Genomic DNA, 15,357 nt, shown 5'->3' with positions numbered 1-15,357 from the left:
AGGCAATTACAGTGCCGCTTCGTCGGATTCGCCGGTACGAATACGAATCACGCGCTGCAGTTCGGCGACAAAAATTTTGCCGTCGCCAATTTTTCCGGTCCAGGCGGCCTTGCCTATCACCTCGACAACCTCATCCAGCTGATCGTCGGCAATCGCAATATCAATTTTTACTTTTGGCAGGAAATTGACGCTGTATTCGGCGCCGCGATAGAGCTCGGCATGGCCTTTCTGGCGGCCGAAGCCTTTCACTTCCGTGACCGTCAGGCCCTGAATGCCGATGGAGGACAACGCTTCGCGAACGTCTTCCAGTTTGAATGGTTTGATTACCACGGTAACCAGCTTCATAAATCCCCTCCAGTCAGTATTTGATAGTGGCCGCAGCTAACACAGGAGATAAAGCAAGGGATATGCCAAAAATGAAAACGGGCCGTGAATCGGCCCGTTTATGGAGAAAAAAACGCGAGGATGTTACTGGCGAGACGGCAAATGACCGCTAATGCGCAAAAATGCACCAATACGGTGCGCCCTTAGTGAGCAAGTTGCACCACTTCACGTCACCCCTGCACCAATGCCTGCTGATGGTGCATCAGGCGCTCAGCGACTCCTCCTCAACGCTGGCGGCTAGCTCTTCGCCAGCCAGCTGTAGCTGGTACATCTGCCAGTAGCGGCCCTTCGCCGCCAGCAATTGCTGATGGTTCCCACGCTCGACGGCCTGGCCACGATGCAGCACCAGGATCGTATCCGCTTCGACGATGGTTGACAGACGGTGGGCGATGACTACCAGCGTGGTGTGCTCGCGCACTTTCGCCAGCGCCTGCTGGATAGCCTGCTCGGTACCGGAGTCGATATTCGCTGTCGCTTCATCGAGGATCAGCACCTGTGGCGTTTCCACCAGCACGCGAGCCAGCGCCAGCAGCTGTTTCTGGCCCACCGACAGGTTGTTGCCCTGCTCACCCAGTTGGGTATAAATCCCGTCGCTCATTTCACGGGCAAGGTCAGCGAGTTGCACCGCCTCCAGCGCTTCCCAGACCTGCTGCTCGCTGATATCGCGGCCCAGCGTCACGTTGGCATAGAAGGTATCGGCTAATACCACCGGATCCTGTTGCACCATCGCGACGCCCCGACGTAAAGCGCTGTGGCTTAACGACGACAGCGGGCGGCCATCAAGACGAATTTCGCCTTTAGTCAACGGATAGTAGCCCATCATCAGGCTGGCCAGCGTGCTCTTGCCGCTACCGGTATGGCCAACCAGCGCCACAAAACCGCGCGAAGGAATATCCAGATTGATATCCTGCAGCACCAGCCGATCGTCGCGATAGGCAAAAGAGACGTTATCAATCGCCACCGCGCCGCTGCGTAACGGCGCGTTATCGTTACCCCAGCTCTGGCGTGGGCGATCCATTAGCTCAAACACGCGCTCGCCCGCCACCACCGCTTGCTGCAGCATCGACTGCTGGGTGGTAAGTTCGATCAGCGGTTCATTAAGCCGCCCGAGGTAGCTAATAAAGGCATATAACACGCCGACTTCGATACTTCCGGAAGCGCTAAAGCCAAACAGCATCAGCAGGCCGCAAAGGATCAGCGATGAAAACAGGCTTAACAGCGGGCGCAGCAGGAAACCATCCAGACGCAGCGTCTGCATACGCGCCAGATAGTGGCCATAGCTGGCTTCACGCATTCGCTCGCCGAATCGCACCTGCTGGCGGAATTGCTGAATAACACCCATGCCGTTGATGACTTCGTTGAAGCCATCATTGATATCGGCAAGCCAGGCGCGCATGCGACGCACGATCGGCGTGCTGTAACGCTGATAGATAGCCATCACGATCAGCACCGCCGGGAAGATAGCCACCGCCACCAGCGCCATTCGCCAGTCGAGACTAAACATCGCCACCAGCATCGCGCCAATCAGCGCCGCGCTACGCAGCACCGTCGCCACGACTGTCACGTACAGGTCACGAATCACTTCGGTATCGTTGGTAACGCGTGATATCAACTGGCCGACAGGTTGCGTATCAAACTCGCTTAACGGCTGACGCAGCGCGGCGTCCATCACATCGCTGCGCAACTGCTGCACCACGCCGACCGCCGCCCGGTTAAACAGCAGCGCCTGGTTATAGTGCAGCGTAGCGGCAAGGATCTGCAGGAAGATATAGGCCGCCGCCAGGCCGCTGACCAGCTTCACCGGTAGCGACTGTTTCGCCACCATGTTATCAATGAAATAGCTTATCAGCAGCGGGCCGCTGACTTCCGCCGCCGCCGCTATCCACATCATGATAACCGCAATGATAAGCGGCTTACGCCACGGCGAACCGTAGGCCAGCAGACGTTTAAGGGTCGGCCAGAGATGAGCGAAATTACGCATCAACCGCCTCCTCATCCTGCGGCGCATCGTCAAGCGCCGCTTCCAGTTGCTGATAGCGATACATATCGCGATACCATCCCGCCTGGACGACAAGCTGCTCGTGGCGGCCGCGCTGCGCGATATGGCCGTGTTGCAAAACCAAAATTTCACTGGCTTCGGTTAATGCTGAGAGGCGATGGGCGCTGATGATCACCGTCCGCCCCTCCCCCCACTGGCGCAGGTTATGCAAAATATCATGCTCCGTTCGTCCATCAACCGCCGACAGCGCGTCATCGAGGATCAGGATTTCCGCCTCCAGCAGCAGAGCGCGGGCAATGGAAATTCGTTGTTTCTGACCGCCGGAGAGCATCACCCCGCGCTCGCCGACTTCCGTTTCATAGCCCTGCGGCAGGCGCAGAATATCATCATGCACGCTGGCCAGCCGCGCGACGCGCTCGATTTGCTCCCGGCTCGCGTCCGGTTTACCCAACGCAATGTTATTCGCTACGGTATCGGAAAACAGGAATGGGGTTTGATTGACCACCGCCAGTCGCCCTCGCCAGCTATCAAGCTGCAGGCGAGACAGCGGAATATCATGGAAACGGATCTCACCCTCGGTAACATCAAAATGGCGCTGAATAAGGGAAAGAATGGTACTTTTCCCGGCTCCCGTCGGGCCGCAGATACCGAGCATTTGCCCCGGCTGCAGGGTGAAGTTAACCTTCTCCAGCGACGGTTTCGTCGCCTGCGGATAGATAAATTCGCGCACCGCCACGTTAAGTGCCCCGCGCCCCTCCGGCACCGTTTCGCTACCATCGTTGACCACCGGCGCTTCTTCCAGCATCGAACGAATACGTCCATAGGCGGCGCTACCGCGCTCAACGATGTTAAACATCCACGCCAGCGCCAGCATTGGCCAAATCATCAGGCCGAGATACATGACAAAACTGGTTAACTGACCAAGGGTCAGCTCGCCCTGCAACACCAGCCAGCTGCCGCCGCCGATTGCCAGCAGGTTAGCGGCGCCAATGGCAATATAAATTGTCGGGTCGAAGCGGGCATCGATACGCGCAACCCGCATGTTCTTCGCCCCGGTATCCGCCGCATCGGCGGCAAACTGCGCCGACTGGCGATCCTCAAGGCCGAACGCTTTAATCATCCGTATGCTGGTCAGGCTTTCCTGTGTGCGATCGTTGAGGCTGGAAAAAGCCGCCTGCGCCACGCGGAAACGCTCATGCAGGGCATCGCCATTACGCTTGATCGCCAGCGCCATAAACGGCATCGGCACCAGCGCCAGCAGCGTTAACTGCCAGCTGATTTGCGTCGACATCACAATCAGTACCGCACAGCCCATCACCAATGAATCCACCAGCGTCAGGACGCCCTCGCCGGCGGCGAAGACAACCCGGTCAACATCGTTGGTCGCGCGGGCAATAAGATCGCCGGTACGGTGACGTAGATAGAAGGCCGGATGCTGGCGGCTGAGCTGACGGTAGAAGTCTTCACGCAGTTCAACGGCCAGTTGATAAGAGGCGCCGAAGAGCAGCACGCGCCAGACATAGCGCAGCAGATAAATCATCACTGCGATAACCACCAGCGCGCCGATCCACATCCACACCTGCTCTGCGGTGTAATGTTCTTTAGTCACGCCATCGACCACAATCCCCACTACTTTCGGCGGGATTAGCTGGAGTACGGCAATAACGGCAAGCAGAGCGACGGCGCCGAGATAGCGGCGCCACTCCCGGCGAAAGTACCAGCTAAGTTGAGCAAATAATCGCAAACGGTAAAATCCTGAATGTATAATTCGTGGCGGCAAAAAGCCGTTAATCAATAGGCAAGGCCGTGGTGTATTTTATCTGTTCCATGGCAAAACTCGAAGTGACATCCGACAGCCCCGGCACGCTGTTCACCAGACGTTTATAAAAGTCGTCATAGCGCTTCATATCCGCGACCTGCACCCGTAGCAGGTAATCGTACTCGCCAGCCATACGCCAGAAACCCAGCACTTCCGCCATTTGCGACACTTCGCTAACAAAGCGGCAGTACCAGTCGCTGCTGTGATGCTGGGTTTTTATCAAAACGAAGGCGGTTAGACCGAGCCCCAGCTTTTCCGCATCCAGAATGGCCACGCGCTCGCGCAGGATACCTTCGTCCTCAAGGCGCTTGAGCCGTTTCCAGCAGGGCGTGGTGGTCAGATTAACGGCATCCGCCAGCGCCTGCAAAGAGAGGGTGCAGTCAGTTTGCAGCAATGAGAGCAGCTTACGGTCAATTTTATCTAGCATAAGGCCACCAGAGAGAATAATTTACTCCCGTAATTGTAATTGAAAGGCCAAATAGCAACAATTTTTCCCGCACAATCCGCTAAGCTGGGCACAAAATGACAAACAGGAATCCGAGATGAACAGCGCCTGGGTAAAACATGCCATTAGTGAAATTAACGCCGACTATCAGCGTTCCGCCGATACGCACCTGATCCGCCTGGCGTTGCCTGGTTTTCCGGGTATCCCTATTTATCTGAAAGATGAGAGTACGCATCCAACCGGTAGCCTTAAGCACCGACTGGCGCGCTCGCTGTTTCTCTATGGCCTGTGCAACGGATGGATCAAAGAAGGCACCACGATTATCGAATCGTCTTCGGGTTCGACGGCGGTCTCAGAAGCCTATTTTGCTCGCCTGCTGGGCCTGCCGTTTATTGCCGTGATGCCCTCCTGCACGGCGAAGCGTAAAATCGAACAGATTGAATTTTATGGCGGACGCTGTCATTTCGTCGACAACGCCTGCGAAATCTACGCTGCTTCCGAAATGCTGGCGCGCGAGTTGAATGGCCACTATATGGATCAGTTCACCTTCGCCGAGCGCGCCACCGACTGGCGCGGCAATAACAATATCGCCGACAGCATTTTCCGCCAGATGACCCATGAGCCGTATCCGCAGCCGTCGTGGATCGTCATGAGCGCCGGTACCGGCGGTACTTCTGCAACCATCGGCCGCTATATTCGCTGCCAGGGTTACGAGACGCAACTGATGGTCGTCGACCCGCAGAATTCGGTGTTCCTCGATTACTGGCAAAGCCGCGACGCCAGCCTGCGCAGCCCGGTCGGCAGCAAGATCGAAGGGATTGGCCGTCCGCGCGTCGAGCCATCGTTTATTCCTGACGTCGTCGATGAGATGCTGCGCGTTCCGGATGCCGCCAGCGTCGCTACCGCCCTGTGGCTGGAAAAGCAGCTTGGAAGAAAAGTCGGCGCCTCCACCGGTACCAATATGTGGGGCGTGCTGCAACTGGCCACGCGCATGCGCGATGAAGGACGCCAGGGTTCCATCGTCACCCTGTTGTGCGACAGTGGCGAACGTTATCTCGAAAGCTATTACAACCCGCAGTGGGTCGCGGCAAATATCGGCGATATTAGCCCGTGGCAGGCGCAGATTATGCAACTGAGCGGCGCACAATAAAAAAAGCCGGATAGAACGCTATCCGGCTTGCTGGTAGGGTCTCTCTATTCGGGGGAATAAGGAAGATCAGGATTATCCAGCCAATGTGTTAAAAAATGGGAAACAGCCTGATGACGGCAGTCTCCGATGATCGGTAGATGCGGCAGTTCAGCTTTGAGCTGCGGCATCGCGTTGCCCATAATGAACCCTCGCCCTACGCTACCAAGCATCTCGCGATCGTTCATTGCATCGCCGAAGGCCATACAGTCCTGCAAAGTGAAACCTAAGTGCTGGCTCAGCACCGCCAGCGCAGCCCCTTTATTACAGCCGACCGGCAGCACCTCCAGGCAATCCATCGCCGAGAAACAAAGAAACGCGCGATCGCCTAGCACGTCATTTAGCTGGATCCGCAGACGGCGCAGATCGTCATGATCGCCGCAGAAACAGATCTTGGTGACGTGATGCGCCGGCATCCGTTTCGGATCGCGCAGTTGATAATGAAAGCCGCTGAAGGCGTGAGCCCGGAGCAGTTCCGGCCTTGCCTGGCCGGTAAACCAGCCGCCATCATTGAAAACGTGCATACTCGCCTGAGTATCCCACACGCTGTGCAGCACCTCTTCCGCCACTTCCGGATTCAGATCCTGGCGATACAACTCTTCACCTTCCAGTGAATGGATGCGCGTGCCGTTACCGGTAATCAGAAAAGCATCAAGGGAAAACTCGCCGATCACATGGTGCATTTCCAGAGCATGGCGACCAGTGGCAAAGGTCAGGGCGATATCGCGTTCACGCAGCCGTCTCAGCGCCGTCAGAGTCTGTTCTCCGAGACGATGGTCCGGCATCAACAGGGTGCCGTCCATATCAAATGCCGCCAGTTTTGCCATGGTATTTTCCCCGATGTGTGATGGGTTTCGCTTGTGTTGCAGTATCGCCTGAGATATACGGAAGTAATAGTGAATAGATATTTTTTATTGTTCCGGGTTTTCGGCAAATGAGATTATTAAATCGTTTAAATCAGTACCAGCGCCTTTGGCAGCCGTCGTCCGGCGCTCCGCAGCAGGTGACCGTTGGCGAGCTGGCTGAACGCTGCTTTTGTAGCGAGCGTCATATCCGTACGCTGTTGCGCCAGGCTCAGGAGGCCGGCTGGTTAAGCTGGCAGGCCAGCTCCGGGCGCGGCAAGCGCGGAATGCTCTGTTTTTACAAAACCCCGGAAAGTTTGCGTAACGAGATGATGGAACAGGCGCTGAATAAGGGTCAGCAACAAAACGCGCTGGAGCTGGCGCAGCTGGCGCCGGTTGAGCTGAAAGCGTTGTTGCACCCCTTCCTCGGCGGCCAGTGGCAAAACAATACCCCGACGCTGCGTATACCTTACTACCGTCCACTGGAACCGCTGCGCCCCGGCTTTCTGCCCGGTCGTGCGGAACAACATTTGGCCGGGCAGATCTATTCCGGCCTAACGCGTTTCGACGATAGCGCCAATACGCCGGTGGGCGATCTGGCACACCACTGGCAGGTATCATCCGATGGGCTTCGCTGGCACTTTTATATCCGCTCTACCCTGTGTTGGCATAACGGCGATACCGTGAAAACCTCACAGCTGCAGCAAAGACTACTGTTGCTCCTGGAACTCCCGGCACTACGCACCCTCTTTGCCAGCATCAGCCGTATCGATGTCACCCACGCCCAATGTTTGACGATTACGCTGCATCGCCCGGACTACTGGCTACCGTTCCGTTTAGCCAGCTATTGCAGCGTGCTGGCGCATCCTGACGATCCGGCGCTCGGTAGCGGTCCGTTCCGAATAAAGCTTTTTGGCCCGGATCTGGTTCGGCTGGAGAACCATCCCCGCTACCATTTACAGCATCCGCTGATCCAGGCGGTAGAATATTGGATCACGCCGCAGCTATTCGAAAGCGATCTCGGCACCAGCTGTCGCCATCCGGTACAGATCACCATCGGCGATCCCGAAGAGCTCAATAATTTACGCCAGGTGAGCAACAGCATCAGCCTCGGCTTCTGCTATTTGACCCTGCGTCATAGCCCACGTCTCAGTAAAGCGCAGGCCCAGCGGATAATTTCGATTATCCACCGCTCGTCGTTGCTGGAAACGCTACCGCTGGATGAAGATCTGATTACGCCGAGCCATGAAGTGCTACCGGGCTGGTCCATTCCCCAGGGCCCGGAAAACCATGAGGTGCCGTTGCCGCCCCAACTCACCCTGCTCTATCATTTGCCGGTCGAATTACACACAATGGCTGAGCAACTGAAACTGCGCCTCGCCACTCTCGGCTGCGAACTGACGCTCATTTTTCACGACGCCAAAAATTGGGACGGCTGCCGGTATCTGGCGCAGGCCGATATGATGATGGGCGACCGACTGATTGGCGAAGCGCCGGAATATACCCTTGAGCAGTGGCTGCGCTGCGATACGCTATGGCCCCATTTGCTGACCGGGGCGCAATATGCGCACCTGCAGGCAACGTTAGATGCCGTGCAGGCACAGCCCGAAGCGCGTAGCCGCAACGATGCCCTGCGCAACGTCTTCAATACGCTGATGGATGACGCCATCATGACGCCGTTATTCAAATACAATTACCGCATCAGCGCGCCGCCGGGGGTTAATGGCCTGCGCCTTAATGCCAGAGGGTGGTTCGACTTTGCCAGCGCCTGGCTACCGGCATCATCGGCGTGAGAGAGCTGGTCGCCGCGAGCGTCTGACGGTACCATAACGCTTTCACTTATTTAGTCAGGAATTGCTATGAAACGCGCCGTAGTTGTCTTCAGCGGAGGACAAGACTCAACAACCTGCCTGGTGCAGGCACTGGAACAGTATGATGAAGTGCATTGCGTCACTTTTGATTATGGCCAACGCCACCGCGCCGAGATTGACGTGGCTCGCGAGCTGACGCTAAAACTGGGCGCGGTGGCGCACAAAGTGCTGGACGTTACGCTGCTTAACGAACTGGCGGTGAGCAGCCTGACCCGCGATAGCATTCCGGTACCGGATTACGAGCCGGATGCCGATGGTATTCCGAATACCTTCGTTCCAGGTCGCAATATTCTGTTTTTAACCCTGACGGCGATCTACGCCTATCAGGTTAAGGCCGAAGCGATTATTACCGGCGTTTGCGAGACCGACTTCTCCGGTTACCCGGACTGCCGCGACGAATTTGTTAAAGCGCTGCACCACGCGGTTAGCCTTGGTATGGCGAAAGACATTCGCTTTGAAACGCCGCTGATGTGGCTCAACAAAGCCGAGACCTGGGCGCTGGCCGATTATTGGGGCCAGTTGGATCTGGTTCGCCGCGAAACGCTCACCTGCTATAACGGCATCAAGGGCGACGGCTGCGGCCAGTGTGCGGCCTGCAACCTGCGCGCCAACGGCCTGAATCAGTATCTGGGCGATCAGGCCGGCGTGATGGCGCAAATGAAGCAAAAAACCGGTCTGGGCCAGGGGCACGAAGCTTAAGTTCAACGTCCCCGGTGGCGCTTCGCTTACCGGGGCTACGGGTTCGCAACTCTCCGCGGTCCGACTGTTATTAGCGCAAATTCATCTGGTCGAGCTTTTCGCGCAACTCCCCTTCCAGCGGCTGCGCCTTCTGCGTTTTCAAATCAATGCAGACAAAGGTAATCAGCGCATCGGCCACCACTTCACCGTTAGGGTTAAGGGTCACAACCTGACTAAGGGTGCCGCTTTTGCCGTTCAACTGCTCAAGCTTACTGGTCACGGTGAGCACGTCGCCAAGTACCGCCGGGCGACGATAATTGATATTGATATTGACCACCACAAAAGCGATGTTATGGCTGGTCATCCAGTGAAACGCCGGGCTGCTCTCCAGCCCATCCCAGCGCGCCTCTTCGAGAAACTCCAGATAACGAGCATTGTTAACGTGCTGATAAACATCCAGGTGATAACCGCGAACTTTAATTTGAGTCTGCATAGCGCACATGCCTTACTATTATTGTTGTTAATCAGGTAAGAGGTCACACCAGATGATGTAACCTCTTTAGCATGGCAAAGATTTGCCACTGTGCAAACCAACAGGCGAAAATTACAGCGTCAGATGTGACAGATTTCTCTCTACCAGTGAACTGCCCATCCCAGGGACCTGTTTAAGATCGTCGAGAGTCTTAAACGGCCCATATTCTTCGCGGTAGCTGACGATTGCCTGCGCTTTCTTGAGCCCAACGCCGTTCATAGCCTGTGCTAATTCCTCCGCGCTGGCATTATTGATGCTAACCTGCGCGCCGTGGGTATCCGCCGTTTTGGCCTCCTCCGGCATTTTCGTCTGCGGCGCCTGAATAGTTTCTTTTGCCGATGCCGCCTTGCCGCTCGCCGATGCCGCCAGCGCCCCCTGAGAACCCGCCGCACAAGCCAGCAACACGGCGACAATAACCATTTTCATTCCTCTGTTCATGCTGTTATCTCCTTGTTTGTAGACAGCAAGGTCACGATAGCGGCTACAAAAAAGGAGTACAAAAGGCAGATTGCGGAAATGGAAAAGGCCGCGAAAGCGGCCTTTAAGTATTGCATCGCGTTACCTCGTTTTGCGAGGCGGCGCGAAATTATTGCTGCTGGTCGATGATGTCGCCGAGCTTGATTTTGGCTTCTTTACGCAGATTGCTCATCAACGCTTCGAATGCGATTTGCGCATTATTCTGGGTAATACCCTGCACCATCGCTTTCTTCTGCTCTTCTGGCATAGCGCCCGCTTTTACTTCATCCAGCGCCAGCAATACTACGTTGCCTTTAGCATCGCTGCCTACGCCGTAGCTGGCTTTATCTTTCTGCGGCAGCGGCAAAGAGAATGCAGCCTGACTCAGTGGATCCTGGCCGGTACGGGACAGCGTCTGCGCTGCGCCGAAGCTCAGCCCTGCGGCTTTCATCGCTTCATCACCTTTGCCCGCTTTCAGGGCGGCTAACAGTTTGTCAGCATCCAGTTTCGCCTGCTGTTCCGCTTTATTGCGCTTCACGATATCAGTCACCTGCGCTTTCACTTCCGCCAGTGGCTTAACGCTTTCCGCTTTGTGCTCGCTAATGCGTAGAACAAAGGCGCGATCGCCGTCAACGGTAATGATATCGGAGTTACTACCCGGCGCGCCGTTTTCACCCACCAGACCGCCATTAAAGATAGCATCGGCAACCGGCTTGAAGTTCAGCTCCTCCGGCAGGTTGTCACGGCCGAACCAGCCGGTCTCAACCACTTTCAGGCCGGCAACCTGCGCCGCGCCCGCCAGGGATTCGTTATCATTGCTGGCTGCATCGCTAACCTTCTGCTGTAGCGCGTAGTACGCGTCCAGCGCTTTTTCCTGTTTCACTTTAGCCGCGATGTCGTTACGCACATCGGCCAGCGGTTTTACCTGTGCCGGCTGAACATCATCAAGGCGCGCCACCAGGAAGCCTACGGAAGATTTGATCACTCCGGAAAGCTGACCTTTGTCTTTCAGGCCGGCATCTTTGAGCTCAGGCACGGTAGAGGCCTCTTCCATCCAGCCCATATCGCCGCCGTTACGCGCAGAGATGATGTCGGTAGATTTCTCTTTTGCCAGCGTGGCGAAATCGGCGCCTTTTTGCAGTTCGGCGAGCACCGCTTTCGCATCAGCTTCAGTTTTAGTCTGAATCACGCTGTAGCGATTACGCTGCGGCTGAGTGAACTGATCTTTATGCTGGTCATACCATGACTGGATTTCTTCGTCAGAGGCGTTTTCCTGCATGCTGGCGGCATCCATCTTGATGTAGCTCACGCGGAACTGCTCTGGCGCCATAAAACGGGCCTGGTTCTGCTGCCAGAAGGCGTTAATCTCTTCATCACTAACGGTCTGTTTCGCCGCCAGCGCGTTAACGTCGATAGTCGCTTCACGAACCACGCGCTGTTGGGATACCAGCGCCGCCAGTTGGTCGGACTCGCCCGGCAGCATGAAATCGGTACCGGCTACCGCATTGATCAGCTGTTGCGTCGTCAGTTGGTTACGCAGCGCTTGCGCGTATTGATCGGTGGTCATGCCCATTTGATTCACGATGCCGCTGAAGCGCTCGTTATCAAACTTGCCGTTCGACTGGAAGGCCTGGGTCTGGAAGATGGCCTGTTTCACCTGGTCGTCGCTGATGCTCAGGCCCAGTTCACGGGCATACTGATCCAGCAGCGATTCATCGATCAGACGGTTCAGCACCTGCTGACGCATGGTCTTCATGTAGTTTTCGTTGGCCGCCAGCTCGGAGAACTGATCGCCTAGCTGCTGCTGCATGCGGTTACGCTCGCTGGCAACGGCATTTTCAAACTGCGCGCGGCCAATCTCCTGACCATTCACTTTTGCGGCATAGTTGTTGCCGCCGCCAATCAGGTAACCACTCACCCCGGTCAAAATGAACGAGACGATAATGATACCGAAAATAATCTTGAGCACGACGCTGTTGGCGGCCGTGCGTAGGTTGTCCATCATGGTGTAACAACGCTCCGCTGTAGATGACTTTAGCTCGCGCAGCATAGCACGTGATGGCTGCCGCGCGTGAGGACGTATTTTGACAAGAAAACGGGGCAATTGTCAGCCCACAAGTGCGCATAAACACACATAAAGTCGCGTTCTGGACAAATAAAAAAGGCACATCTCGCGATGCGCCCTTGTACTTCGTCACATTCCCTGACGGGAGTGCCGATTAGTTTACCGCGTCTTTCAGCGCTTTACCTGCACGGAAGCCCGGTACTTTAGCGGCAGCAATGGTAATTTCTTTACCTGTTTGTGGGTTGCGACCAGTACGGGCAGCACGCTCTTTAACAGCAAAAGTACCGAACCCTACCAGCGCAACATCATCCCCAGCTTGCAGAGATTCAGTAACAGAAGCGATCAAAGCATCTAACGCACGTCCAGCTGCAGCTTTAGAAATGTCCGCACCCGCAGCAATTTTGTCAATCAGTTGAGATTTATTCACTGTTCTCTTCCTCTCTTTATAATTTATATCGCACCAGAATCCTTCATGGCGCGACCGCGCAGCAGTTATATCAGGACTGTCATGCCCTTACAACAGAGTTGTCGATGACCCCTGCCAGCGATCTAAGTTAGCTACACAAAAAAAGGCTGGCAAGTACGAATTTACTTACCAGCCCCACTTTTCTTAACGCTATTTGCGCGATATCACTATTTTGCGCTTACAACCTGCATGCCAAACGGTTCATTTTGCAGGGCAAGTGTCAGAACTTCCTCGATTCGCTGTACCGGATGAATATCCAAATCGGCGATAACGTTTTCCGGAATTTCTTCAAGGTCACGCTTGTTTTCGTAAGGAATCAGAACAGTCTTAATCCCCCCACGATGCGCCGCCAGCAGTTTTTCCTTCAGACCGCCGATTGGCAGCACTTGGCCGCGCAGGGTGATTTCCCCTGTCATCGCCACATCGGCGCGTACCGGGTTACCGGTCAGGCAGGAAACCAACGCGGTGCACATCGCCGTACCGGCGCTCGGGCCATCTTTTGGCGTTGCCCCTTCCGGTACGTGCACGTGAATATCGCGTTTTTCGTAGAAGTCCGGATTGATACCGAGCTTCTCAGCACGCGCGCGTACCACGGTCAGCGCTGCCTGAATTGACTCCTGCATGACTTCGCCAAGTGAACCGGTATAGGTTAACTTGCCTTTGCCCGGAACGCAGGCGGTTTCGATGGTCAGCAGATCGCCGCCCACTTCCGTCCACGCCAGACCCGTCACCTGACCTACGCGGTTTTCGCTATCCGCGCGGCCATAGTCAAAGCGCTGCACACCAAGATAATCGTGCAGGTTTTCACCGTTAATCTCGATGTGTTTTAGTGACTTATCCAGAAGCAGCTGTTTAACGGCTTTACGGCACAGTTTGGAGATTTCACGCTCCAGGCTACGTACGCCCGCTTCACGGGTGTAGTAACGAATAATGCCGATAATGGCGCTATCGTCGACCGTCAGCTCGCCCTTTTTCAGCGCGTTGCGTTCGATCTGCTTCGGCAGCAGGTGGCGCTTAGCAATGTTCAGTTTTTCATCTTCGGTATAACCGGAGAGACGAATCACTTCCATACGGTCCAGCAGCGGAGCCGGGATATTCATGGAGTTGGAGGTCGCCACGAACATCACGTCGCTGAGATCGTAGTCCACTTCCAGATAGTGGTCGTTAAAGGCCACGTTCTGTTCCGGATCCAGTACCTCCAGCAATGCTGAAGCCGGGTCGCCGCGCATGTCGGAGGACATTTTGTCGATCTCATCCAGCAGGAACAGCGGGTTTTTCACCCCCACTTTCGCCATTTTCTGGATCAGTTTCCCCGGCATCGAGCCAATATAGGTACGGCGGTGACCACGGATTTCCGCTTCATCACGCACGCCGCCCAATGCCATGCGCACGTACTTACGCCCGGTAGCTTTGGCAATAGACTGACCAAGCGAGGTTTTACCCACCCCCGGCGGCCCAACCAGGCACAGGATCGGCCCTTTCAGCTTGTTAACGCGACTCTGTACCGCAAGATACTCAAGGATGCGGTCCTTGACTCGCTCCAGACCATAGTGATCGGTATCGAGGATCTCTTGCGCCTGACGCAGATCTTTTTTGACCTTGCTGCGGGCATTCCACGGCACCTGCACCATCCAGTCGATGTAGCCGCGCACGACGGTGGCTTCCGCCGACATCGGGGACATCATCTTCAGCTTTTGCAGTTCCGCTTCGGTTTTTTCTTTCGCCTCTTTCGGCATCTTCGCCGCGTCGATCTTACGCTTCAGCGCTTCGTTTTCGTCCGGGGCGTCATCCATCTCGCCGAGCTCTTTCTGGATGGCTTTCATTTGCTCATTCAGATAGTACTCACGCTGAGATTTTTCCATCTGCTTTTTCACGCGGTTGCGAATGCGTTTCTCAACCTGCAGCAGATCGATTTCAGATTCCATCATCGCCATCAGATATTCCAGACGTTCGTTCACGTCGGACATCTCCAGCACGGACTGTTTGTCCGCCAGCTTAAGCGGCATATGCGCAGCGATGGTATCCGCCAGACGCGCGGGATCGTCGATGCTATTCAGCGACGTCAGCACTTCCGGTGGGATTTTTTTGTTCAGCTTGATGTAGCCTTCAAACTGGCTGATAGCCGTACGCACCAGCACTTCCTGCTCCCGCTCTTCAATGACCGGAGAAGCAAGGTACTCTGCTTTGGCGGAGAAGTGCTCGCCGTTATCAGACAGCGCAGAAATACGCGCACGCTGCAAGCCTTCCACCAGCACTTTCACAGTGCCGTCCGGCAGCTTCAGCATTTGCAAAATTGACGCCACGGTCCCGACGGTGAAAAGATCGTTTACACCCGGCTCATCCGTCGACGCTTCTTTCTGCGCGACCAGCATGATTTTTTTATCATGGTCCATGGCCGCTTCCAGACAACGGATAGATTTTTCCCGCCCTACAAACAGGGGTATGACCATGTGCGGATAAACCACCACATCGCGCAACGGCAATACGGGGATTTCAATGCGTTCAGAACGCTCAGGATTCATAGAGCTCTCTCTTAGTTTAAAGTCCGCCAGGTAGCCGACGACACCTTCATTAACGCGTCGCCGTTAATATGTAATCCAGTATATGGGGATGT

Annotated in this window: 13 protein-coding genes; 3 read left to right on the top strand and 10 right to left on the bottom strand. The window is 55.5% G+C overall.

Annotation, left to right across the window (positions count from 1 at the left end; translation table 11 throughout):
* Positions 1 to 6: 6 nt before the first annotated feature.
* The 4 genes from glnK to ABLU78_RS09140 all read right to left on the bottom strand — a co-directional run bounded on the left by glnK (position 7) and on the right by ABLU78_RS09140 (position 4,629).
* A complete protein-coding gene (glnK, locus tag ABLU78_RS09155) occupies positions 7 to 345 on the bottom strand; it encodes a P-II family nitrogen regulator (protein ID WP_015367937.1) in 339 nt (112 codons plus the stop codon).
* Positions 346 to 586: 241 nt separating this feature from the next.
* Positions 587 to 2,365 (bottom strand): SmdB family multidrug efflux ABC transporter permease/ATP-binding protein, encoded by a 1,779-nt coding sequence (locus ABLU78_RS09150; protein WP_048228445.1) that lies wholly within the window; start codon positions 2,363 to 2,365, stop codon positions 587 to 589.
* A complete protein-coding gene (locus ABLU78_RS09145; RefSeq protein WP_048228442.1) occupies positions 2,358 to 4,127 on the bottom strand; it encodes a SmdA family multidrug ABC transporter permease/ATP-binding protein in 1,770 nt (589 codons plus the stop codon). Before ABLU78_RS09145 ends, ABLU78_RS09150 begins: the two co-directional genes overlap by 8 nt.
* 43 nt (positions 4,128 to 4,170) lie before the next feature.
* Complete coding sequence (locus ABLU78_RS09140; protein WP_015367940.1) at positions 4,171 to 4,629, bottom strand: Lrp/AsnC family transcriptional regulator; 459 nt, start codon at positions 4,627 to 4,629, stop codon at positions 4,171 to 4,173.
* Between the two features lie 115 nt (positions 4,630 to 4,744).
* Here ABLU78_RS09140 and ABLU78_RS09135 point away from each other — a divergent pair, with 115 nt between their 5' ends.
* Positions 4,745 to 5,797, top strand: a complete 1,053-nt coding sequence (locus tag ABLU78_RS09135; RefSeq protein ID WP_048228440.1) for a PLP-dependent cysteine synthase family protein — start codon at positions 4,745 to 4,747, stop codon at positions 5,795 to 5,797.
* A 44-nt stretch (positions 5,798 to 5,841) separates the two neighbouring features.
* On the opposite strand, the gene cof is transcribed toward ABLU78_RS09135, so the two are convergent.
* Positions 5,842 to 6,660 carry an HMP-PP phosphatase gene (cof, locus tag ABLU78_RS09130; RefSeq protein ID WP_015367942.1) on the bottom strand — a complete coding sequence of 273 codons (819 nt, stop codon included), beginning with the start codon at positions 6,658 to 6,660 and terminating at the stop codon, positions 5,842 to 5,844.
* 107 nt (positions 6,661 to 6,767) lie between these two features.
* On the opposite strand from cof, the gene ABLU78_RS09125 reads away from it, so the two are divergent.
* Together ABLU78_RS09125 and queC are read left to right on the top strand one after the other, a co-directional pair.
* Complete coding sequence (locus ABLU78_RS09125; protein ID WP_048228438.1) at positions 6,768 to 8,468, top strand: SgrR family transcriptional regulator; 1,701 nt, start codon at positions 6,768 to 6,770, stop codon at positions 8,466 to 8,468.
* 66 nt (positions 8,469 to 8,534) lie between these two features.
* Positions 8,535 to 9,245 carry a 7-cyano-7-deazaguanine synthase QueC gene (gene queC, locus ABLU78_RS09120; RefSeq protein ID WP_048228437.1) on the top strand — a complete coding sequence of 237 codons (711 nt, stop codon included), beginning with the start codon at positions 8,535 to 8,537 and terminating at the stop codon, positions 9,243 to 9,245.
* A gap of 70 nt (positions 9,246 to 9,315) precedes the next feature.
* Here queC and ABLU78_RS09115 read toward each other — a convergent pair whose 3' ends face one another.
* The 5 genes from ABLU78_RS09115 to lon all read right to left on the bottom strand — a co-directional run bounded on the left by ABLU78_RS09115 (position 9,316) and on the right by lon (position 15,265).
* Positions 9,316 to 9,717, bottom strand: a complete 402-nt coding sequence (locus ABLU78_RS09115; protein WP_020079469.1) for a YbgC/FadM family acyl-CoA thioesterase — start codon at positions 9,715 to 9,717, stop codon at positions 9,316 to 9,318.
* A 111-nt stretch (positions 9,718 to 9,828) separates the two neighbouring features.
* Positions 9,829 to 10,194: a helix-hairpin-helix domain-containing protein gene (locus ABLU78_RS09110; protein WP_032712744.1), complete on the bottom strand. Its 366-nt coding sequence runs from the start codon at positions 10,192 to 10,194 to the stop codon at positions 9,829 to 9,831.
* A gap of 148 nt (positions 10,195 to 10,342) precedes the next feature.
* A complete protein-coding gene (gene ppiD, locus ABLU78_RS09105) occupies positions 10,343 to 12,217 on the bottom strand; it encodes a peptidylprolyl isomerase (protein WP_015704592.1) in 1,875 nt (624 codons plus the stop codon).
* 214 nt (positions 12,218 to 12,431) lie between these two features.
* Positions 12,432 to 12,704: a nucleoid-associated protein HU-beta gene (gene hupB, locus ABLU78_RS09100; protein ID WP_002444653.1), complete on the bottom strand. Its 273-nt coding sequence runs from the start codon at positions 12,702 to 12,704 to the stop codon at positions 12,432 to 12,434.
* A 206-nt stretch (positions 12,705 to 12,910) separates the two neighbouring features.
* Complete coding sequence (gene lon, locus ABLU78_RS09095) at positions 12,911 to 15,265, bottom strand: endopeptidase La (protein ID WP_047076194.1); 2,355 nt, start codon at positions 15,263 to 15,265, stop codon at positions 12,911 to 12,913.
* Positions 15,266 to 15,357: the final 92 nt, after the last annotated feature.

This window comes from Klebsiella sp. JN_Kp122, from assembly GCF_040062085.1.
Lineage (GTDB): Bacteria > Pseudomonadota > Gammaproteobacteria > Enterobacterales > Enterobacteriaceae > Klebsiella > Klebsiella aerogenes.
The sequence above is the reverse complement of the archived record's forward strand: the minus strand, read 5'-3'. Positions and strand labels throughout refer to the sequence as shown.